Genomic DNA, 20,480 nt, shown 5'->3' with positions numbered 1-20,480 from the left:
GAATAATGAATAGTGAATCGTCAATACGCTACACTTGTGAATTTTTTTCTTTTCTTATCTGTTTAATCATTCACAATTGACTTGCGAAGCAAAACTCACAAGCGAAGCGCACCAAATTATTCTTTACTATTTTCCTCTTCTTCTCCATTATGATGAAATCCAATCGCTCTTGTTGGAGCTTCCACCACTCTATAGGCATCCAGTTCCGCTTTTAAGCCTTGTACTCTGTATTGAAACTGATCGAAATTATTAATCATAACATCACTCAAAAATCTGGCAACCTGATCCAGATATTCTTCGGTGAGCTTTCCAGCAGCATCTCTTAATGCACCATTCAAAAGGTTTTGATCTATTTTTAAATTTTCATTTTTGGTTCTCTGATACAGGTTTTTAATTCTTTTTTTCAGGCTTTGCGTGAAATCAATAAGCATTGTATTGCTAAAAACCTTCATTTGTGAAGCAATGTCTTGCCAAAAGGGAATCTTATCGGCTTTATTGTTTTTAAGAATTTTATATAACAGAGAATCATTTTCCAATCCTTTGGTCATGGCAAACAAAATGATCTCAGAACGCTCGGCTGCATTAGGCGGAAATATAGGAACCATCACATCAAATCTTCCGGGAGCTAAAATTTCTTCATCAATTTCAGATACGGAATTTGCAGAACCTACCATTAATAAATCAGCCTCTTCAAATTTACTGATATAATGGAGAATAATTTCCTGCGTTTCAAGATTACATGAAGTAACGTTAGTTTCGGGACTCCTTTCCATCATCACTTCTTCAAAATCTTCCAGGAACAGCAGTACTTTGTCGTCTTTCATCATGGTTAAAAGAAAGTCATTAAAGTTGGTTTTGTTTCCGTCTACAAAGGATGTTCCCAGATAATGTTTTTTCACTTCTTTGAACTTATAGCCTATTATTTCCGCTATTTTATTGGCCCAAAAGATCTTTCCGCTTCCGGGAGGACCATATAAAATAATTCCTGCCGGTTTATTGATTCCCCAATCCTTAATCTGTTGGGGATTTAAAAAGGGCTCTAAGACCCCTGAAATATAGAAAAACAAATCTCTATATCCGATAAAATCTCTGTGTCTGAGACTCGTTTTGTGGCCGAAATAATTGTAGACAAACTCGTAATTCCCTCCCAGCTTATTATCAATTCCATAGCTTGAAATGGAAGATTTAAAAAATCCGTTATCAAAGATATTCGGATGGATTTCCTTTATGGCTTTTTCTACTTTCTCCTTAGGCTGCTTAATGGTCTCTGCAATTTGTTCTAAGGTTTTATTTTTGTCTAAATCTTTTTCGTAAAGTTTTAAAAATTCAATATTTTCTCTGGCAAATTTTTCAAAGTCTTCTTTGACTTCAAAATTGGTACTGATGCAAGCGCCTAATTCAAGATCAAAATCCTGAATAAACTGTTTTATCGCTTCTGCCGAAACGTTCAATTCTTTTGCTAATTCAATTAACTTCATAGTGACCGATTAATGCTATCAAATTTAATGTATTTAGCATTAAATGTAAATTGATTTATGATAATTCTGTAACATTTCTTAATTTATATAGACTACTACTATGTAAAACAAATTACATGGAAAAAATTTTATCAGTAAAGAATCTGACAAAAAAATTCAAAAGAGTTGTGGTAAACAATATTTCTTTTGACGTCGAAAGAGGAAATGTCTACGGACTTCTGGGTCCCAACGGAAGCGGAAAGTCTACAACTTTCGGGATGCTGCTTTCTACCATTAATCCTACAAGCGGAGACTGGTATTGGTTTGGTAAAAAAGGAACTGATCCGGATACCCTGAAGAAAATCGGAGCCATTATTGAACAGCCGAATTTTTATCCTTATCTGAGCGCGGAAACCAATCTTAAAATCGTTGCAGAGATCAAACATACTCCTTACGCCAGAATTGAAGAGGTTTTAAAAACCGTCGGTTTATATGAAAGGAGAAAAGACACCTTTAAGACTTATTCTTTGGGGATGAAACAGCGTCTTGCGATTGCTTCTGCCATGCTGAATAATCCCGAAGTTCTCATTTTAGATGAGCCTACCAACGGACTTGATCCGGAAGGAATTATCCAGATCCGAGAAATTATCAGCAATATTGCAAAGCAAGGTATCACCATTATCATTGCAAGTCACCTTTTGGATGAGATCGAAAAAATATGCAGCCATGTTATCGTACTAAAGGAAGGGACTTCGCTTTATTGCGGAAGAGTGGATGAAATGACCTCCAACAATGGTTATTTTGAGTTAAAAGCTGATAATAACACACAACTTTTAAGCGCTTTGAATGAGCTTCAGTGGTTTACTACAATCAGTCAGGAGGAGGATATGATAAAAGCTTACATTCGTGATGACGCCTCAATTTCTGCTTCAACCTTGAATCAGAAGCTTGCAGAAAAAGGGATTTTTCTATCCCATTTGAATAAGAAGAAACTCTCTTTAGAATCACAATTCCTTGAACTTGTAAAAAACACAAATTAATCATGACAAAACTATTAAAACTTGAATACTATAAAAACCTTAATTACAAACCATTCAAGGTTTTTACGATCTTATATTTTGCCATTCTTATTGCTTTACTTTTTATCGGATTGGTTGATTTTGATCTTTTTGGAGCAACGATTAACCTGAAAGAGGAAGGAATTTACAACTTCCCGGAAATCTGGAATTTTACCACATGGATTGTAGGGCTGCTGAAAATATTTTTAGGATTAATCATTGTTTTCTCGATTTCACAGGAATTCAGCGACAGAATGTTTAAGCAAAATACAATTGACGGATTAAGCAGAAAGGAGTTTATTGGTTCAAAATTATTAACAATCAGTATTTTTACGATTATATCAACAATGATTGTATTCGTAATCACTATGTTGTTAGGATATCAGTATTCTGATACAACAGAGTCTGCAAAGGTTTTTGAAGAAATTTTCTTTATCGGAAACTATTTTATAAAACTGTTTACCTTTTTCTGTTTTCTGATGTTTCTTTCTGTATTGTTAAGAAAATCTGTTTTTGTTTTTCTTGCATTTTTTGTTTTATGGATTATCGAAAGTATTCTTTCAACCGTAGAGGTTTTCATGAAAGTAAAAGGACTGCAGGGACCTCAAAGAAATGAAGTTTTACAAAATGACTTCTTTCTCTCCCGTCTTTTCCCGCTGGAAAGTATGTCTAATTTAATTCCCAACCCAATGGTGAGGCTGAATATGGCAAAAGCAATGGGCCTAAAATATGAATTCCATTATCCAACAGAAAGTCTCATTGTCTGTCTGGTGTGGTGTGCTATTTTCATTTTCGGATCCTACTGGATTTTAAGAAAAAGAGATTGGTAAATATTTGATTGAAAGATCTAAGAATTTAAAAATTAAAAGATTATAGTGATCCGAAATGGGTCACTTTTTTATTTTTTGGCTCAAAATTTTCATTCGGTTTTACAAAAATAATTGCTGTGAAGAAAATTTTCTACATTCCAGGATTGATCAGTGCTTTGATTATTCCTTTTTTATTTTGGTATTACATCAATCCTTATATTGACGAAACTAATTATAATATCATGGACATATGGCTTCCTCCAAAATTGGATAAGAATAAAAGTAATGTAAGCTCCACTTTTGAACCATTAAGAAATTGGAAGTACAAACAGATCAGTATTGAACCTGGCAAGGCTAAAGAAAATTCTGATTTTTATGTTTCAGAACTAAAAAAGTTAGATCAAAATAATATAGAAAATTCCGGAATCGAATTTATTCTTAATGATAAGAACACTTACGGAGATTTCGCTTCGCTTCTTAATGATATGGCTGTTGCAAAACATGAAACTTATGCCTACGATTTAGAAAAAACAGGGCATTTTTTTGCTACTGTCAATTATAAAGACCCTAATGCTGTAGAGGAAAAAGTCGAATGCCTTCTGTGTAATGATACAGTTTATTACGAAGATCCATCAATGAGAGAGTCAATTTTAGATTTAATAATGAGGAGAGAATCTTACAATAGATTTTTTGAAAACATTTCTAAACTCCCTAAACAAACTTATTACATCATCTTTGGATTTCTATTCTTTTTAAATATTTCCATGTTAAGCATCAAGGAAAGATTTCAGTTGCAAAGGTTAAGTTAAATAAATAGATTCTTCATTCCGCTTGTGCTTCATTCTGAATGACAAAATGCTAAGCATTTAAAAATAAAAAGACTGCCTTTCGACAGTCTTAAAAACACCTTACTTAATTATATATTTACTTCTTATCTTTTTCAAGTAAAGAAATATAGTCTCCATATCCTTTGGCTTTCATTTCCGCTTTGGGAATAAATTTCAGAGAGGCTGAGTTGATACAGTAACGAAGTCCGCCTTTGTCTTCTGGTCCGTCATTGAAAACGTGTCCTAAATGTGCATCTCCCGTTTTGCTTCTTACTTCCACTCTTGTCATTCCGTAAGAACGGTCTAATTTCTCATCAATCAGCTGCTTAGAAATTGGTTTTGAAAAACTTGGCCATCCACAGCCTGATTCAAATTTATCGGTTGAAATAAATAAAGGCTCTCCCGTTGTAATATCCACATAAATTCCTTCGCGGGTTTCATCCCAGTATTCATTCTGGAATGCTCTTTCAGTACCATTTTCCTGAGTTACATTATACTGTTCAGCCGTTAATTCTTTTTTTAATTCTGCTTTATCTTTTTTTTGATACTTCATTTCTTTTGTTTGTTTTTTAGGAAGTGGGTTTGCCTTTCTCGCCATTTCAAATAATCCAGGTTCAATATGGCAATATCCTCCCGGGTTTTTGTCTAAATAATCCTGATGATAATCTTCCGCCTTGTAGAAATTTTTCAAAGGAATCGTTTCTACCACAACAGGTTTGCTATAATTTTTAGCTAATTTTTGAACCTCAGCTTTTACAATAGCTTCCGTTTCTTTATCTGTTGAATAAATCCCTGTTCTGTACTGATCCCCTCTGTCATTTCCCTGCTTATTCAAACTCGTAGGATCAATGGTTTTAAAATACAAATCAATTAATAGCTTTAAATCTACCTGTTCAGGATCATATTTCACTTTTACCGTTTCCGCAAAGCCCGTAGTATGACTTACCACTTCTTCATACGTAGGATTTTCTTTATTTCCGTTGGCGTATCCAACCTCTGTTCCTACCACTCCGCGAATTTGTTGAAAAAAGTGCTCAGTTCCCCAAAAACATCCTCCTGCAAAATAGATTTCTTTTACGTTTTTATTATCCATAACGGTCTCATTTTTTTCTTTAATTTCTGTGGATTTCGGCTTAGAATCTCCACAGCTTGTAGCAAAAACTGCTATACCCAGAATTACTCCAAGCAATATTAATATGTTTTTCATTTTTATCTTTTTATTTGTGATCATTTTTTTCATTTAAAATCATTAAACCAAATCCTAAAAGCATCAGATCTTTTAAGATAAAGAAGTCTGTAACCGGAATCCCGTCTACCATTCTCCAGATTCCCGGAGTTGTAAATAAATAACTTATTGTCGTAAGAAAAGTTACAATCATTCCGATGGCCGCATACTTTCTGAGAGATGCAAATTTCACACTAAATAGTAATAGTAAAGCAATGATAATTTCTATCGCTCCGATAGCATCTGACACTGTTTGGACACTTACAATATCATATACGAAAAAAGTGAGAAAATGGTTTTCTACCAAGTGTTTTATTCCTTCTGCTTCTGTCGGAGTAAATTTGAATATTCCAATCCAAAGCATAATCAAGGCAGCCCCGAAAAGCGAGATATAATATCCGATTCTGCCTGTTCGGTTTTCTTTGTTGATTTCTAATAAAGTTCCGTTCATTGTAATGATTTTGAATTAATACTTTGTTTATTTTCAAAAGTATAGTCGGAACATTTTCAAAATCCTGACAACGATTTTATTAAAGATCTAAATTTTCAATTACTTTTTCTTTAAAGTTCTGAATTTCAGAATTATTAATTTTATCGTTTTTGTCCTGGGAAAGTTTTCTTTTTAAAATATCATCTAAAATTTCCAGTTTTTGTTTGTAAGCTCTGCACCATTTACAAATTTTAAGATGCAGGGAAAGCTTCCAGTTCTCTGAGGAAGAAATGTTTTCAGCATTGCGTTTTTCCATGAGCAAAGTCACTTCACTGCATGGTAAAAAGATCATATGTATTAGTTTTTTTAACATCTTTTTTAATCCTTATGATTTTGCAAACCAGTTAAACTCCAGACACTCTCGCAACTGCATTCGGCTTCGTTGTAAAATCTTCCAAAGATTAGTCGTGGAAATATTCAATTCCTGACTCACTTCAGGTGCTTTTTTTTCTTCAAGATAATACATTTTCATCAGAATCTTCCATCTGGAGGGTAAATCTTCAATACAATCTTCCAATGTTTTATTAAAATCTTTGTCATCGAGAAGCTCGATTTCTTTGTTGGAAGCATTCCAATCATTAAGAACATCATCATTTTTCCACGAACCAGTTTCATCAAAAAAATGGTCTAGTTTTATTGATGGTTCGGATTTATATTTTTTACGATAAAAGTCCGCAACTTTTCTGTTTAAAATAGTCATCAGCCAGGTTAATGGCTGACTTTTTCCCTCAAAAGAATCATATGACGAAAAAGCCGAAATAAAAACTTCCTGAACCACATCTTCCGCTTCAACTTTATCTGAAAGCAGATATACTGCCCTTCTCAACAATGGTCCTGAATATTCTTCTATCCAAGTTTTGATTGTTTCGTTTTTTGTCATACTCAACTTTTATCTTTTCAGATAATCACGAAGATAATAAGTTAAAAGGAAAAGAACAAGAAAATGTATTGCATAAAATTCCCCTCCCATGGAGGGGCGGCGAAAATTCGAAAGAATTTTTGACGGGGTGGTTTTCAACAATATCATTTATCCTTCACCTTGATTATAGCTTTTCATGTTTCGGGCGGCGGCAAAGCCGCCGCCCGAAACATGAAAAGCTCTGAAAAAGAAAGTTACAGGCTGGATAATGGAAATTTATAAGATCGGGAATAATAGATTCCACTTGCGTCGAAAATGACAATAGCCAACAAACCATTAAAACATAAAACTATTCTTTTACATTACTTTAAAAACCTTAAATTTGCATCTTATCAAAAAATTGTAAAAAGCAAAGCAATATATATCATTATGACATCACAAGAGATTCGTCAAAAATTTTTAGATTATTTTCAAAGTAAAGGTCACCTTATCGTTCCTTCGGCTCCTATCGTGCTGAAAGACGATCCTACCCTTATGTTTTCCAACTCAGGAATGACGCAGTTCAAAGATTATTTTTTAGGGTACAAAGAACCTAAAGCCTCAAGAATTGCCGATACTCAAAAATGTTTAAGAGTTTCAGGAAAGCATAATGATCTAGATGATGTAGGTAGAGACACTTATCACCACACCATGTTTGAGATGTTGGGGAACTGGTCTTTCGGTGATTATTTCAAAAAAGATGCTATTGCTTTTGCCTGGGAATTGTTGACGGAAGTGTATGGAATTCCGAAAGAAAATCTTTATGTAACTATTTTTGAAGGTGATACCTCTGAAAATCTTGACAGGGATCAGGATGCTTATGATTTCTGGAAATCTCATATTTCCGAGGATAGAATTATCAACGGAAACAAAAAAGATAATTTCTGGGAAATGGGCGCAAGCGGACCTTGCGGACCTTGTTCTGAAATTCATGTTGATTTAAGAAGTGATGAAGAAAAAGCGGAAGTTTCTGGACTTGAACTGGTGAATAACGACCATCCTCAGGTTGTGGAAATCTGGAATCTGGTTTTCATGCAATACAACCGTAAAGCAGACGGAAGCCTGGAAAATCTTCCTGCCAAACATATTGATACAGGAATGGGCTTCGAACGTCTTTGTATGGCGCTTCAGGGAAAATCTTCCAACTATGACACCGATGTTTTCACTCCTCTGATTGCTAAAGTTGAAGAACTTTCAGGTAAAAAATACACAGGAGTTTTAGAGGACGAGAAAGATATTGCAATCCGTGTTGTGGTAGACCACATCAGAGCCGTTTCTTTTGCGATTGCAGACGGACAATTACCATCCAACGGAGGAGCAGGGTATGTGATCAGAAGGATTTTAAGAAGAGGAATTTCTTATTCTTACAGATTCCTGGATATGAAAGAGCCATTCCTTTATAAATTGGTTGCTGTGCTTCAGGAACAAATGGGCAAATTCTTCCCTGAATTGGAAAAACAAGGCGTTTTAGTGACTGAAGTGATTAAAAGTGAAGAGGAATCTTTCCTAAGAACGATTGAAACAGGATTAATCAGAGTTGAAAAATTAATCCAGCAGACGATTGCCAACAATACTAAAGTGTTGCCAACGGAAGAAGTTTTCGAATTATATGATACATACGGTTTCCCGGATGATTTAACGAGAATTATTGCTGAGGAAAAAGGATTAACGATTGATGAAAAAGGATTTGAAGTTGCTTTAAATGAACAAAAACAACGTTCAAAAGCTGATTCTGCTCAAAAAGTATACGATTGGGTAATTTTAGAAGAGCAGGAACCCAACTTCGTAGGTTATGACCAAATCGAAGCGGAAACTTATATTACAAAATACAGAAAAGTAGAAAATAAGGACGGAGAATTTTATCAGGTTGTGTTAAGCAATACCCCTTTCTACCCTGAAGGTGGTGGACAAGTGGGTGATAAGGGTGTTCTTGAAAATGCTGCTGAAAGTTTCGAAGTATTGGAAACGAAAAAGGAAAACGGATTGATTATTTCTTTAATCAACGGACTTCCTAAAGATGCAAGCGCTGTTTTCTACGCTAAAGTAAATGCGACCGACAGAAAGAATTCCCAGGCCAATCACTCTGTGACTCACTTGTTACACGAAGCGTTAAGAGATGTTCTAGGAACTCACGTTGAGCAAAAAGGTTCTTACGTTGGTCCTGATTATTTACGTTTCGACTTCTCTCATTTCAACAAAATGACGGAAGAAGAATTGGCTTTGGTTGAGGAAAAAGTAAACGCAAAGATCAAAGAAAGCATTGCATTACAGGAGTTCAGAAACATTCCGATTCAGGAAGCACTGGAAAAAGGTGCAATGGCTTTATTTGGTGAAAAGTACGGTGACAGTGTGAGAATGATCCAGTTTGGAAGTTCAAAAGAACTTTGCGGTGGAACTCACGTGAAAAATACAAGTGAAATTGGTCATTTCAAAATTGTTTCTGAAAGTTCTGCTGCTGCAGGAATCAGAAGGATTGAAGCGATTTCAGGGGATAAATCGGAAGAATATTTTAAAAATTTAGAAAAGCAGGTCACTGAACTTTCTCAGTTGCTAAAATCTAAAGATGTTGTTCGTTCTATCGAAAAATTAATCGAAGAAAATGCAACTTTGAAAGCTGAAGTTGAAGCCTTTAAAAAAGAAAAAGCTAAAGGAGAGATCGGTGACTGGAAAAACGCTTATGAGCAAAAAGGTGACAAACAGCTTTTGGTAAAGAAAACATCTCTTGATGCAGGTTCTGTGAAAGATATTGTGTTCCAGTTAAAGAGAGAGATCCCTACTTCTGTAACGATTATCCTTTCTGATGCAGACGGAAAACCAATGATTACCGTTGGAGTTTCTGATGATTTGGCAGCAAATTATCAGGCTGGAGCAATCGTAAAAGATTTAGCCAAAGAAATTCAAGGAGGAGGCGGTGGAAACCCAGGTTTTGCAACAGCAGGAGGAAAAAATCTTGATGGTTTGGAAAATGCTTATCAGAAGGCATTGAGCATTTAATATCTTGTTAAAAAGATTTAAGAAAATATAAAATAAAATTTTATTTCTCATTATTTAGGGAATTAAAAAATAAATAAAACCACTGTATCCTATTCAAATACAGTGGTTTTTATTTTTAACAAAAGATTATATTTTTTTGCAATCTTTTGTAACTTTCTTATCAATAGTTTTGTCTTATATATAAAAAAGCTAATGTCAAAACTTTTATCTACTCTATTTCTATTTTCCGCAGTATTCTTTTTTGGGCAGACTCAGCTCAAAGTAATCAACAAATCCAATAAGCAGCCCATTCATAATGCAGCAGTATATTGTGATGATGAGCTTTTAGGAAAAACAGATTTTAACGGTAACTTATCGTTAAAAACAAAATGTAAAAAGGTTGAAATCCTGGCCAGTAATTATGAAGATGTTTCGGCAGATGTAAAAAAATCAATGGAAATTTCTATGCAGCCTTTGTCCGAAAAAATGGATAATATTGATAAAGTCATTATCAGTGACAAAAGTGACCCTAAAGCACTAAGGATTTTGGATGAGGTAAATAAAAGAGCCAAAGAGAATTCTCCGAAATCTTTAGATTCTTATAATTTTAAATCATATTCTAAATTTTCTATTGATGTAGACAAAGACTCAATTGATACCTATAAAAATTTCTTAGCGGTCAGAAAAGATTCTCTTTCAAAAGTCGACAAGAAAGATTTCAAACAGAAAGAAAAGGATAAGAAAGATTCTTTGATTGCAGAAGATTTCATCAGTGCTTCGGAAGAAAGCCAGATGTTTCTTTGGGAAAAAGCGACCGAATACAAATATTCAAAAAACTTTGGTGAAAAAACGAATATTATCGACAACAGAATGTCCGGGTTTAAAAATCCGATCTATGAAGCTTTAGCCATTAACATCTCCAATTTAGACCGAATTCCGAGGCAATTGAGACCTGAAAACAGAAAGCTGTTCAACTTCTATCTTTCCGACACATTACAGCTTGACGGAAGAAAAACATATTTGATCAAGTTCAAGGAAATTACAGACAAAAAGAAACAAAACCCAAGAAAATTCAATGGGAAAATCTACATCGATTCTGAAACTTATGCTTTAAAGAAATTTGAAAGTATAAATAAAAAACAGAACGAAGGAAATATTGTTTCCGTCTGGAAACCTATTAACGGAAAATGGTTTTTAGATTCTGAAGATATTAAGGTGAAAATGGGAGATCAGAGTTTCGATACTTCAAAAAAAGACAGTTTAAAACCCGGAGAGAAGCCTAAATATAATCAAAAGAAATTTGGAAACTATCTCTATGTTAAAAACCGCTTCTTTGATTTCGATATTAACGGAGCACAAAAAGCATCAGAATTTAAAGGATATTCTCTGGAAATGAAGAATTCGGACGGAAGTCTTCTGGAAAAATACAGAACAGACAGTCTTACCGCCAGAGAAAGTGCAACATACACGAAAATTGACAGCTTCGTTCAGAAGAATGATTTTGAGAAAAAACTAAATACTTTAACGCAGCTCATGCGAGGGAATATCCGTTATAAAATGATTGATTTTGATATTACCAAGCTTTTCAGCTATGACAAATATCAAGGGATACGTTTAGGAGCAGGCCTGAAATTGAATGAAAACTTTAACAAAACCTTTTCTCCTGACGGTTATTTTGGGTACGGATTTAAAGATCATACATGGAAATATGGATTAGGTTTGGATGTGAAGCTTTCTGATAAAAGAACTTCTGTTTTCAGGCTTGATTATGTAGATGATGTTTTTGCAGCAGGGAGATTCAGCAACAATATGTGGGATATGATGATGAAAGTTTCAGATATGAATCTGGATCTTCATAATGGTACTTTTTATAAAAACCAAAAATGGGGAGCCTCATTCCTATACGATATTTCCAATTCACTAAGCATGAAAATTGCTGTGAATAAAGAAAAACAAAAGGCTCTTTTCGATTATCAGTATAAAAATCTCGGAAACAGCTTCGATAATACAAGCGCAACATTATCTTTAAAATTTGCTCCGAATGACAAAAACATCATGACACCAAGCGGAAAATATACCTACGAAAAAGCTTATCCGCAAATATTCCTGAATTATGAAAAAGGATTTGAAGCTTTAGGAGGAGATTTGGATTATAACAGATTGGACGCCTTGATTATTCACCAGTTCAGATCGAAATTAGGATACACCAATATCAAGCTTTTCGGAGGAATTTCTTCAGGAAACGCTCCGATATGGAAAAATTTTGAAATTGCAGGACAAAATGATGCGAATGTAGATCATTGGTATTCCAATATCAGCACACCTTCCAATTTAGGATTTGCGACGATGCCTTCAGGAGCTTTTTTTGCCGATAAATTTGCTGCCTTTAAAATTTCCCAGTCACTTCCATTCAGATTCAAAACTATCGGAGCAAGATATTCCAGTATCGAACTTGAATACCAAGCTGCTATTGGAAATTTAAAAGACAGAGAAAATCATCAGTTCCAGTTTCAGGTTTTAGATCATTATTATCAGGAAGTAGGATTAATGTGGAACCGATTTTTAGGAAGAAGCTTCGGAGTCGGATTCTCTTACAGATTAGGATATTACCAAACGACTCAATTTAAAGACAACTTTGGGATAAAAATTAAATTTAATCTTTTAAATTAAAGTTTATTTCTCATAAATAGTAAAATTATAAACAGAAACTTGCCGGTTTCTGTTTTTTTATTATCTTTCAAAAAAATAATCATGAAAAAAATACTCGTTGTCTGTTTCACAGCAATACTCCTTACAGCATGTCAATCCAAAAATGATAAAATCAGGAACTTTATAGACATGTACAACAGATCATCTTCTATGATGAGCAACTACATGATCAAGTCTACCAAAGCCATCGATTCCGGAAACGGTGAAATCACCATCGAAGTAAATACTTCAAATGAAGCAGGTGACGAAATGCAAGCAGATATGATGAAAACATCACTTCCACAGCTTATAGGACAAGCTATTAAAAGTGAACCTACAGGAAAAGAGCTTCTTAACAAAGGAGTAAAGTTTAATATTAAAATTTATGGTGTTGGCGCAAGACTTATAGCAGATGAAGTGCTTGATAACAAAAATATAAAAGGGGATGCCGGAAACGACCTCAAATCGATTTCTGCGGGAAGTTCCGGTCCTGATCAACTTAATGCTGTTCTCGATATTTTTAATAAAAATCTTCCGTCGGAAGATCCGTCTTCGGGAATAAAAATCAGCAGATGAAGAAAGCAATATTGTTTACACAGCTCAGGTTCCGGAAAGCTTCCAAAAATTGCTTAAGGTAGAAGGTGCTGAGCAAATTGTGAAAGATGAAATGCTCAGATCACCTCAAATTCAGCAGATTTTTTCCCAGACCGAAAGATTGGGAGTAAAGAATCTTATCTATAAATACACAGATTCTCAGGGAAAAAACATTAAGGACATCATCATTACTAAAGAAGATCTGAAATAATGAATGAAAAACCCGTTTGGAAAACCATTTTAAGTGTTGCTGTTTGTTTATTTGCGGTGATAAGACTTGCTATTACATGCAGTAAAACCTCAAACAGATCTTCATATTCTGATACCAGCTATGAGAATGTAAACTCTCTTATTCAGAATTACAGAAATGAGGATTTACAAAGTAATGATGAATCAAATGATTTATTTTACGAAAATTATGACAGTATAAATAAACTTAATGAGGCTGAAAAAGCAATTTTCCGTGTTGCAAAAGTGAAAAGTGACACCTTGGTTCCTATAGACCTTACTTCAAAAATAAGTGTAGAACCTAAAAGCTTTATCCAGAAAAATCATGATGACTCTTTACAAATGGCCGTAAAGCTTCCCGATAATACAAGCATATTTCTCCATGCATATTCTTCTAAAGACGACATGATGGATAATTTTAAAGCATTAAAAAGGAAAAAAAATATTGCCAACATACAAGTGAAGGTTGATGATCCCAACTCCAAATTCGTAGGCTACACCTATCAGTACGGAGGAAAAAAATATAATGGCTATGCCTTATTGGCAACAGAAAATGGACAGTTTACTTCTCTTGAATTTGAAAACAATAAACTATCTAAGGAAGATCTCCAAATGAAAGCCATTACTTTTGTTTCTCAGATTGCTAAATAAAAGACTCCCGGAAATCCGGGAGTCTTTTATTTTAGTTGCCAAAGAATATTCCTATAAAACATGCTATTAATATCAATTAACAAAACTTTTCTAAAACCATAAATATTACTAATTTTGAAAAGTTTTTTATGAAAAGGATTTTATTGTTTCTATGTTTCTTTGTTTATGTTTTTGGTTATTCCCAATCAAAAATCACATCCATTGAAACCGTTATCATTGAAGATAAAAGTGATCCGATAGCCTTGGAAATTCTAAAAAAAGTAAACGCCCTTTTTAAACAAAACTCTCCTAAATCCCTGGATTCTTATTCTTATAAATCTTACGAAAAAGTTTCTTTAGACATAGATGAAGACAGTATTTCACAGTTTAAAAAATTTTTCGACAATACCCTTTTTAAGAAGAAAAGAGAACAGGATTCTCTCAATAATATTACCGTACGGCAGATATTTTCAAAAAGCAAACTTTTCCTCTGGGAAAGAGCCCAGGAATTTTTGTACTCAAAAAAATACGGTGAAAAGATCAATATTCTGGATAACAGAATTTCCGGTCTTAAGCAGCCTATCTACGAAATGCTCGCGCTCCAGCAAAGTAACAGAGATGTCGTTCCTGACCAGATAAAGTATGAAAACAGGAGACTTTATCGTTTTTTCCTTACTGACACGGTTGAAATGGACGGAAGAAAAAATTTTGTCATCCGTTTCCGGGAAGTTAATTATAAGAAAAACGACAAGAAAAGAAAATACAACGGTGCTATTTATATTGATACCGAAACCTATGGTATCAAAAAAATTGAAAATTTCAGTAAAAATAAAAACGACGGAATCATTACCAGTACATGGGTTTTTTACAGCAATAAATGGTTTCTTGCCCAGGAAACTGTAAAGCTGAAAATGAGTAATATGGTAATGGAAGAGGAGAATAGAGAAAAACACGAGAAAAAGGATAAAAAGACTTTCGGCACTTATGCTTTTCTCACTTCCAGATATTTTGATTTTCAGTCCCCTATCCAGCAAAACAAAAGCGATTTCAAAGGGTATACTTTTACCGTAAAAAATGCAGACGGCAAAACATTAAGTCAATACAGAACAGATCCTTTAACGGAGAGAGAAACCAGTACGTATGCAACGATAGACAGCCTTGGAAAGATTTATAATATTGACAATAAAGCTCAGGTTTTGTCAGGTTTACTAAACGGACAAATACGGGTGGGAAGCTTAGATTTTGCAATTGATGAAATTGTAAACTACAATGCCTATGAAGGTTTCAGAGTCGGATTAAAGACCAAGCTTAATGAAAATTTTAATCCCTATTTTTCCCCCGATTATTATTTTGCTTATGGTTTCAAAGATGATCAGTGGAAATATGGAATTGGGTTAGATATTAAAACTACTTTAGAAAAGAATTCATTTTTCCGTATTGAGCATTATAATGATGTAACCGCTTCCGGAGAATTCTACCGAAAACTCTGGAGCTTCAAGATGCGAACATCCAACTATGGAAATAATCTTAATAACAGCAGATACTTTCAGTTTAAAGGGGTCGCAGTCTCTTATACGAATGATCTGACTAATGCACTGACCTTGGTTTCCAACGTAAGAAGAAATTCAGAAAAAGCAATGTTTGATTACGATTTCAGAGATAAAGGCAACGCTTTTGATAACTTCAATACTCTGATCACCCTAAAATATTCTCCGAATTCCACCAATATCATGACTCCGCAGGGAAAATCCTTGCTGGATCAGAAATTTCCTGAGTTCTACCTGAATTATGAACAAAGCTATAAGATCTTCGGAGGAGATCTCAATTATTCCCGTTTCGACCTGCTTTTTCTTTACAATTTAAAAACCATGTTGGGAACAACAGGCTTCAGGCTTTATGGAGGAATGGTTTTTGGAGCGGCCCCGATCTGGAAAAATTTTACAATGAACGGACTGGCTTCTCCGCGAAACGACTTCAACTTCAACCTTACCTCCTATCTTGGTTTTGCAACTCTGGAAGGAGGAAAATATTATAATGATAAATTTGTAGCTTATTACTTAACTCACAAGCTTCCGTGGTATTTTAAAAGCTTCGGGCAGAATATTTCAAGTTTTGACTTTGTACTTCGCGGAACCATTGGTAATATGGAACATCCTGAATACCATGATTTCAGATACAGAACACTTAACAGATTGTATCAGGAAGTCGGATTGGAATGGAACAATTTTCTTTCCAGTTATTTTAATTTAGGATTGTTTTACAGGGTCGGTTATTATACAACACCGAATTTTAAGCAAAATTTTGCGATACAGTTTAAACTCAAATTATTGGAATTTTAAAATCAGCATATGCAAAAAATAGAAATAAAAGCAGATCAGTTTTTCGAATTATTAAAACTAAAGGACACCTCCATGTGGGAAATTTTTGCCCAAATGATTGATGGAAATGAAAAAGAAATTATTTTTCTTGATGGTGAAGATAAAATCCTTTTCAACTACATTCTTCCTTCCACAAAAGAAAAAATGGAGGAAGACAGAAAAGAATTCTCAAAACAGTTTGCTGATAAACTGGCTAATTTAAACTAAAAAATATTGCGCAGAATGTCATTCTGACGAAGGAATAATCTCTTAAATACAAAAGATTCTTCACTTCACTTTGCTTCACTCAGAATGACATTCCGTATATTATTCTACCTTTATTTCAAAAATTCTTCCAAAGTTTTCTTTGCTTCAGCTACATCATGTACTCGAAGGATTTTAGCTCCTTGCTGCAATACCTTTAAATGAAGTTTCTGAGTTTCTTCATTAATATCTAAAGGAGATTTTCCCAATGGTTTATAAATAAAAGATTTCCTTGAAATCCCGATCAACAGAGGAAACTTTCCAAAACCAAGATATTTTACCTCTTCAAGCAGCTTCATCTGGTCTTCTACTGTTTTTCCAAAACCAAAGCCGGGGTCTAATATAATATCATTAACTCCCATTTCTAATAATTGCTTTGTTTTTTCAGAGAAGTATTGATTAACAGATAATGTGATGTCCTGAAATTTTATTTTATCATGCATGGTTTCGTAGGTAGGATTCACATGCATCAAAATATATGGAAGTTTTATTTCAGCAGCTGTTTTAAACATATTCTCATCAAATTGTCCTCCGGAAATATCATTAATAATATCTATGCCTTCATTATAACCGAATTTTACCGTTTCGGCGTAAAAAGTATCTAAAGAAATCAGAGCTTCAGGAAACTCCTTTTTAGTTAAGGAAATTATTTTACCGATTCTTTCAATTTCCTCTTTACTGCTTAAAAACTCTGCATTCGGGCGGGTCGACTGCGGTCCAATGTCAATAATCTCAGCCCCTTCTTTTAATAATTGTTCAGCATGCTTCATTGCTGAGGTTTCATTATTGAATTTTCCGCCATCTGAAAAAGAATCCGGAGTAAGATTCAGGATCCCCATGATTTTGGGAAAAGACAGATCTACGATTCTTCCATTACAGTTCAAAGAATGCTCATTGATAGATGATGAAATATTTTGCATATACAAAAATACTAACTTCCGGCTTCCCTCCCCTAACTTCCAGCTAAAAAACTAAATCCTTATTCCTGCTACCTAAAACCTATTTTGTATCTTTGAAAGATTAAGAGAATTTATGCTAAAGACATCAATACAATTCGAAAAAATTATCAGTCAGTGTCGTGATTTGTTTGGTAAAAAATTACAAGATTACGGAGCAGCCTGGAGAGTACTAAGACCCAGCTCAATTACGGATCAGATCTATATTAAAGTCAACAGAATCCGTACCTTACAAATGACCGATAAAAAAATGGTGGATGAAAGTGAGGAGGATGAATTTATTGCGGTTGTTAACTATTCCATTATTGGGCTTATTCAGCTCGAAAAAGGTCTTGCCAATGATTTCAGCGAAAATAAGGACGAAATCTTAGCGCTTTATGATAAATATGCCAATGAAGCTCAAGCTTTGATGGAAAGAAAAAACCATGATTATGGTGAAGCGTGGAGAGATATGAGGATTTCTTCCATCACGGATTTAATTTATCAAAAGGTATTAAGAACAAAACAAATTGAAGACAATCAGGGGAAAACCATTGTTTCTGAAGGTTTAGACGCGAATTATTTTGATATGCTTAATTATGCTGTTTTCTGCCTGATCAAATTCTCTGAAAAAGAAGAAAAAACCGAACCAAAAACTATTTAATATGTTAAAAGCTTTATTACGCTTCATTATTGGAATTATTTTCATTCTTTCGGGCTTTGTAAAAGCGGTGGACTTAGTAGGTTTTTCTTTCAAGATGGAAGAATATTTCGCTCCCAATGTCTTTGATATGCCTTTTTTAGAAAAGTTTGCATTACCACTTTCTGTATTTGTGGTTATTTTGGAGCTGCTTTTAGGATTTATGCTCTTATTAAAGTTAAAATTAAAATTCACGCTGTCTTCACTGATTGCGCTTTGTATTTTCTTCGGATTCCTTACTTTTTATTCCGCTTATTTCAACGTAGTAACGGATTGCGGATGTTTTGGAGATGCTATTAAATTCACTCCATGGCAAAGTTTCATTAAAGATGTTGTTCTTCTGGTCGGCTTAATTGTCGTATTTATCTTATACAGAAAAGAATTCAAGAAAAAAGACTCTTACAGCTACAGCCCTAAAAAAGAATCCAATACATTCAAATATATTCTTTTAGGATTGTTTTCTATAGTAATGATCTTAATTGGAGCACACGGAATTATTCATGAACCTCTTATCGACTTCCGCGATTACAAAATTGGAACTGACATACAGGCCGAAAAACAGAAAATCAGCAAAAATCCTTTAGTTTACAAAACTTTTTACAGCCTTAAAAATGAGAAAACAGGAGAAATTGTAAAGATTAACCAGGATAATTATATCAAAGAGACCAAATACTGGGCAGAAGGTTCTCCATGGAAAATAGAAGAAGGAAAAAATGAATCTGTTTTAATAAAGCAAGGCTACAAATCTGAGATTGTCAAATTGAAGATTGAAGATCCTACCGGAATTGATCTGACAGAAAGCATCCTTCATGCTCCTAAAGCCATTTTGGTATTTTCATATGCTCCTAAAGATGTTTCTCCAGAGCTGTTAAAACAGGTGGAAGCAAAAGCAAAATCTCAGGGAGCTACAGTGGTTTACGGAGTTTCAACTATTGCAACAACCTTCAAAACAATTCCGAATGCAATGATGGACGGAACAGCTATTAAAACGATTGCCAGAAGTAATCCTTTTGTTCTGATCCTTGAAAACGGAAAAATTACAGACAAACTTCCTGCAAAAGATTACCTGCAGTAATTGGAAAAATTTTAAAACACTAAACTTTTAATATAACATTGTAAGAATGCAAAAATCAAATAAACCTATTGCGGGTTATCATTTATTAATGATACTTTCTTCTGTAGACGGAGAATTTGCTCCTGAAGAAGGTCTGCTTATTCAGCAATATCTGGCAGATGAATTTCCTTTCAGAATGAATCTTGATAATGAACTTGAAACGTTGGCTCTTTTACAGCCCGAAGAATGGAAAGATCATTTTGAGTTTCACGCACGTTGTTTTCATGAAGATTCAACGGAGAGTGAGCGTGAAAAATTTGTACAGTTTGCAAAGTCTTTAATAAAAGCAGATAATGTGGTAACTGATGCAGAACATACGTATTATAAGCTTTTAAAAAATTTATGGAATATTAATTAATAATTGAAAATTAGAGATTACAAGTAGAAATTAGTAAAAACACGAACTTCTAACCTCTAACAATCTAACTTCTAAATAAAAAACTATGAGAAGAAAAATAGTTGCAGGAAACTGGAAAATGAACAAAAACGTAATTGATGCTCAACAATTAATGACTCAATTATTAGAATATAAAAACAATAATACGACCAACTGCGAAGTTTGGATTGCTCCTCCTGCATTATATTTAATGATGGCAAAAGATATCTTCGAAAAGGATGAAATCGGAGTATTTTCTCAGGATATGAGTGAGCACGAAAGTGGAGCTTATACCGGAGAAATTTCTGCTGATATGCTTGAGTCTATTGACGCTACTGGTTCATTAATCGGACATTCTGAAAGAAGACAATACCACGGTGAAACAGACTCTCACTGCAACAGAAAAGTAAAATTAGCCTTAGACAAAGGTTTAATTCCTGTGTACTGCAACGGTGAAACTTTAGAACAAAGAAAAGCGGGCCAGCATTTTGAGGTGGTAAAAAACCAGACAGAAGTTGCTCTTTTCACCCTTTCTGCTGAAGAAATTAAAAAAGTAGTAATCGCTTACGAACCGGTTTGGGCAATCGGAACAGGTGAAACTGCAACACCTGAACAAGCTCAGGAAATCCACGCTCACATCAGAGGAATTATCGCTGCAAAATATGGACAGGAAGTGGCTGACGAAGTTTCTATTCTTTATGGAGGTTCTGTGAAACCTGATAATGCAAAAGAGATTTTCTCTCAACCTGATATTGACGGTGGTCTTATCGGTGGAGCTGCTTTGAAATTAGAGGATTTCTCTAAGATTATTGAGGCTTTTAACTAGTTTAAATACAATATTATAGAAAAGATCGCCC

At 34.3% G+C, this 20,480-nt stretch carries 20 protein-coding genes; 14 read left to right on the top strand and 6 right to left on the bottom strand.

The window, feature by feature from the left end:
* Positions 1-116: 116 nt before the first annotated feature.
* Positions 117-1,478 carry an AAA family ATPase gene (locus MKS83_RS21280; RefSeq protein WP_240581243.1) on the bottom strand — a complete coding sequence of 454 codons (1,362 nt, stop codon included), beginning with the start codon at positions 1,476-1,478 and terminating at the stop codon, positions 117-119.
* A gap of 116 nt (positions 1,479-1,594) precedes the next feature.
* On the opposite strand from MKS83_RS21280, the gene MKS83_RS21275 reads away from it, so the two are divergent.
* The 3 genes from MKS83_RS21275 to MKS83_RS21265 all read left to right on the top strand — a co-directional run bounded on the left by MKS83_RS21275 (position 1,595) and on the right by MKS83_RS21265 (position 4,133).
* The gene (locus MKS83_RS21275; RefSeq protein WP_240581242.1) at positions 1,595-2,497 is read left to right on the top strand and encodes an ABC transporter ATP-binding protein; all 903 of its coding nucleotides are present in this window, start codon (positions 1,595-1,597) and stop codon (positions 2,495-2,497) included.
* Positions 2,498-2,499: 2 nt separating this feature from the next.
* Entirely contained in the window at positions 2,500-3,345 is an 846-nt protein-coding gene (locus MKS83_RS21270; protein ID WP_240581241.1) for an ABC transporter permease, read from the top strand.
* Between the two features lie 116 nt (positions 3,346-3,461).
* Complete coding sequence (locus MKS83_RS21265) at positions 3,462-4,133, top strand: hypothetical protein (protein WP_240581240.1); 672 nt, start codon at positions 3,462-3,464, stop codon at positions 4,131-4,133.
* Positions 4,134-4,248: 115 nt separating this feature from the next.
* Here MKS83_RS21265 and msrB read toward each other — a convergent pair whose 3' ends face one another.
* The 4 genes from msrB to MKS83_RS21245 form a co-directional block, all read right to left on the bottom strand.
* Entirely contained in the window at positions 4,249-5,358 is a 1,110-nt protein-coding gene (gene msrB / locus MKS83_RS21260; RefSeq protein ID WP_240581239.1) for a peptide-methionine (R)-S-oxide reductase MsrB, read from the bottom strand.
* A gap of 10 nt (positions 5,359-5,368) precedes the next feature.
* Positions 5,369-5,827: a DUF417 family protein gene (locus MKS83_RS21255; protein WP_240581238.1), complete on the bottom strand. Its 459-nt coding sequence runs from the start codon at positions 5,825-5,827 to the stop codon at positions 5,369-5,371.
* A gap of 79 nt (positions 5,828-5,906) precedes the next feature.
* Complete coding sequence (locus MKS83_RS21250; RefSeq protein ID WP_240581237.1) at positions 5,907-6,158, bottom strand: hypothetical protein; 252 nt, start codon at positions 6,156-6,158, stop codon at positions 5,907-5,909.
* A gap of 33 nt (positions 6,159-6,191) precedes the next feature.
* Positions 6,192-6,746, bottom strand: a complete 555-nt coding sequence (locus tag MKS83_RS21245; protein ID WP_240581236.1) for an RNA polymerase sigma factor — start codon at positions 6,744-6,746, stop codon at positions 6,192-6,194.
* A 408-nt stretch (positions 6,747-7,154) separates the two neighbouring features.
* Between MKS83_RS21245 and alaS the strand changes: the two genes are divergently transcribed.
* From alaS to MKS83_RS21210, 7 genes are all read left to right on the top strand, one after another.
* On the top strand, positions 7,155-9,758 hold the full coding sequence (gene alaS / locus MKS83_RS21240) for an alanine--tRNA ligase (RefSeq protein ID WP_240583213.1): 2,604 nt from the start codon (positions 7,155-7,157) through the stop codon (positions 9,756-9,758).
* Positions 9,759-9,950: 192 nt separating this feature from the next.
* Positions 9,951-12,407, top strand: coding sequence for a DUF5686 family protein (locus MKS83_RS21235; protein ID WP_240581235.1), 2,457 nt, complete (start codon positions 9,951-9,953; stop codon positions 12,405-12,407).
* 81 nt (positions 12,408-12,488) lie between these two features.
* The gene (locus MKS83_RS21230; protein WP_240581234.1) at positions 12,489-13,001 is read left to right on the top strand and encodes a hypothetical protein; all 513 of its coding nucleotides are present in this window, start codon (positions 12,489-12,491) and stop codon (positions 12,999-13,001) included.
* 49 nt (positions 13,002-13,050) lie between these two features.
* Positions 13,051-13,230 (top strand): hypothetical protein, encoded by a 180-nt coding sequence (locus MKS83_RS21225; protein WP_240581233.1) that lies wholly within the window; start codon positions 13,051-13,053, stop codon positions 13,228-13,230.
* Positions 13,230-13,898 (top strand): hypothetical protein, encoded by a 669-nt coding sequence (locus tag MKS83_RS21220; protein WP_240581232.1) that lies wholly within the window; start codon positions 13,230-13,232, stop codon positions 13,896-13,898. The genes MKS83_RS21225 and MKS83_RS21220 overlap by 1 nt, the downstream gene beginning before the upstream one ends.
* Positions 13,899-14,026: 128 nt before the next feature.
* Positions 14,027-16,216 carry a hypothetical protein gene (locus MKS83_RS21215; protein ID WP_240581231.1) on the top strand — a complete coding sequence of 730 codons (2,190 nt, stop codon included), beginning with the start codon at positions 14,027-14,029 and terminating at the stop codon, positions 16,214-16,216.
* Between the two features lie 9 nt (positions 16,217-16,225).
* Positions 16,226-16,462 (top strand): hypothetical protein, encoded by a 237-nt coding sequence (locus MKS83_RS21210; RefSeq protein WP_100374878.1) that lies wholly within the window; start codon positions 16,226-16,228, stop codon positions 16,460-16,462.
* 110 nt (positions 16,463-16,572) lie between these two features.
* Here MKS83_RS21210 and folP read toward each other — a convergent pair whose 3' ends face one another.
* The gene (folP, locus tag MKS83_RS21205) at positions 16,573-17,418 is read right to left on the bottom strand and encodes a dihydropteroate synthase (protein WP_240581230.1); all 846 of its coding nucleotides are present in this window, start codon (positions 17,416-17,418) and stop codon (positions 16,573-16,575) included.
* Between the two features lie 112 nt (positions 17,419-17,530).
* Between folP and MKS83_RS21200 the strand changes: the two genes are divergently transcribed.
* The 4 genes from MKS83_RS21200 (at position 17,531) to tpiA (ending at position 20,449) form a co-directional block, all read left to right on the top strand.
* Entirely contained in the window at positions 17,531-18,097 is a 567-nt protein-coding gene (locus tag MKS83_RS21200; RefSeq protein ID WP_240581229.1) for a DUF1599 domain-containing protein, read from the top strand.
* Between the two features lies 1 nt (position 18,098).
* The gene (locus MKS83_RS21195; protein ID WP_240581228.1) at positions 18,099-19,208 is read left to right on the top strand and encodes a BT_3928 family protein; all 1,110 of its coding nucleotides are present in this window, start codon (positions 18,099-18,101) and stop codon (positions 19,206-19,208) included.
* Between the two features lie 46 nt (positions 19,209-19,254).
* Positions 19,255-19,605, top strand: coding sequence for a TerB family tellurite resistance protein (locus MKS83_RS21190; protein WP_240581227.1), 351 nt, complete (start codon positions 19,255-19,257; stop codon positions 19,603-19,605).
* Between the two features lie 85 nt (positions 19,606-19,690).
* Positions 19,691-20,449, top strand: a complete 759-nt coding sequence (tpiA, locus tag MKS83_RS21185) for a triose-phosphate isomerase (RefSeq protein ID WP_240581226.1) — start codon at positions 19,691-19,693, stop codon at positions 20,447-20,449.
* Positions 20,450-20,480 lie beyond the last annotated feature (31 nt).

The sequence above is a fragment of the Chryseobacterium sp. Y16C genome, from assembly GCF_022488405.1.
GTDB lineage: Bacteria > Bacteroidota > Bacteroidia > Flavobacteriales > Weeksellaceae > Chryseobacterium > Chryseobacterium geocarposphaerae.
This window is presented reverse-complemented; position numbering and strand designations above follow the sequence as displayed.

Excerpts from the sequence above, each read along its gene's own strand:
- MKS83_RS21280 (WP_240581243.1), bottom strand. The coding sequence starts at position 1,478 with ATGAAGTTAATTGAATTAGCAAAAGAATTGAACGTTTCGGCAGAAGCG.
- MKS83_RS21275 (WP_240581242.1), top strand. The coding sequence starts at position 1,595 with ATGGAAAAAATTTTATCAGTAAAGAATCTGACAAAAAAATTCAAAAGA.
- MKS83_RS21270 (WP_240581241.1), top strand. The coding sequence starts at position 2,500 with ATGACAAAACTATTAAAACTTGAATACTATAAAAACCTTAATTACAAA.
- msrB (WP_240581239.1), bottom strand. The coding sequence starts at position 5,358 with ATGAAAAACATATTAATATTGCTTGGAGTAATTCTGGGTATAGCAGTT.
- MKS83_RS21255 (WP_240581238.1), bottom strand. The coding sequence starts at position 5,827 with ATGAACGGAACTTTATTAGAAATCAACAAAGAAAACCGAACAGGCAGA.
- MKS83_RS21250 (WP_240581237.1), bottom strand. The coding sequence starts at position 6,158 with ATGATCTTTTTACCATGCAGTGAAGTGACTTTGCTCATGGAAAAACGC.
- MKS83_RS21245 (WP_240581236.1), bottom strand. The coding sequence starts at position 6,746 with ATGACAAAAAACGAAACAATCAAAACTTGGATAGAAGAATATTCAGGA.
- alaS (WP_240583213.1), top strand. The coding sequence starts at position 7,155 with ATGACATCACAAGAGATTCGTCAAAAATTTTTAGATTATTTTCAAAGT.
- MKS83_RS21235 (WP_240581235.1), top strand. The coding sequence starts at position 9,951 with ATGTCAAAACTTTTATCTACTCTATTTCTATTTTCCGCAGTATTCTTT.
- MKS83_RS21230 (WP_240581234.1), top strand. The coding sequence starts at position 12,489 with ATGAAAAAAATACTCGTTGTCTGTTTCACAGCAATACTCCTTACAGCA.
- MKS83_RS21220 (WP_240581232.1), top strand. The coding sequence starts at position 13,230 with ATGAATGAAAAACCCGTTTGGAAAACCATTTTAAGTGTTGCTGTTTGT.
- MKS83_RS21215 (WP_240581231.1), top strand. The coding sequence starts at position 14,027 with ATGAAAAGGATTTTATTGTTTCTATGTTTCTTTGTTTATGTTTTTGGT.
- MKS83_RS21210 (WP_100374878.1), top strand. The coding sequence starts at position 16,226 with ATGCAAAAAATAGAAATAAAAGCAGATCAGTTTTTCGAATTATTAAAA.
- folP (WP_240581230.1), bottom strand. The coding sequence starts at position 17,418 with ATGCAAAATATTTCATCATCTATCAATGAGCATTCTTTGAACTGTAAT.
- MKS83_RS21200 (WP_240581229.1), top strand. The coding sequence starts at position 17,531 with ATGCTAAAGACATCAATACAATTCGAAAAAATTATCAGTCAGTGTCGT.
- MKS83_RS21195 (WP_240581228.1), top strand. The coding sequence starts at position 18,099 with ATGTTAAAAGCTTTATTACGCTTCATTATTGGAATTATTTTCATTCTT.
- MKS83_RS21190 (WP_240581227.1), top strand. The coding sequence starts at position 19,255 with ATGCAAAAATCAAATAAACCTATTGCGGGTTATCATTTATTAATGATA.
- tpiA (WP_240581226.1), top strand. The coding sequence starts at position 19,691 with ATGAGAAGAAAAATAGTTGCAGGAAACTGGAAAATGAACAAAAACGTA.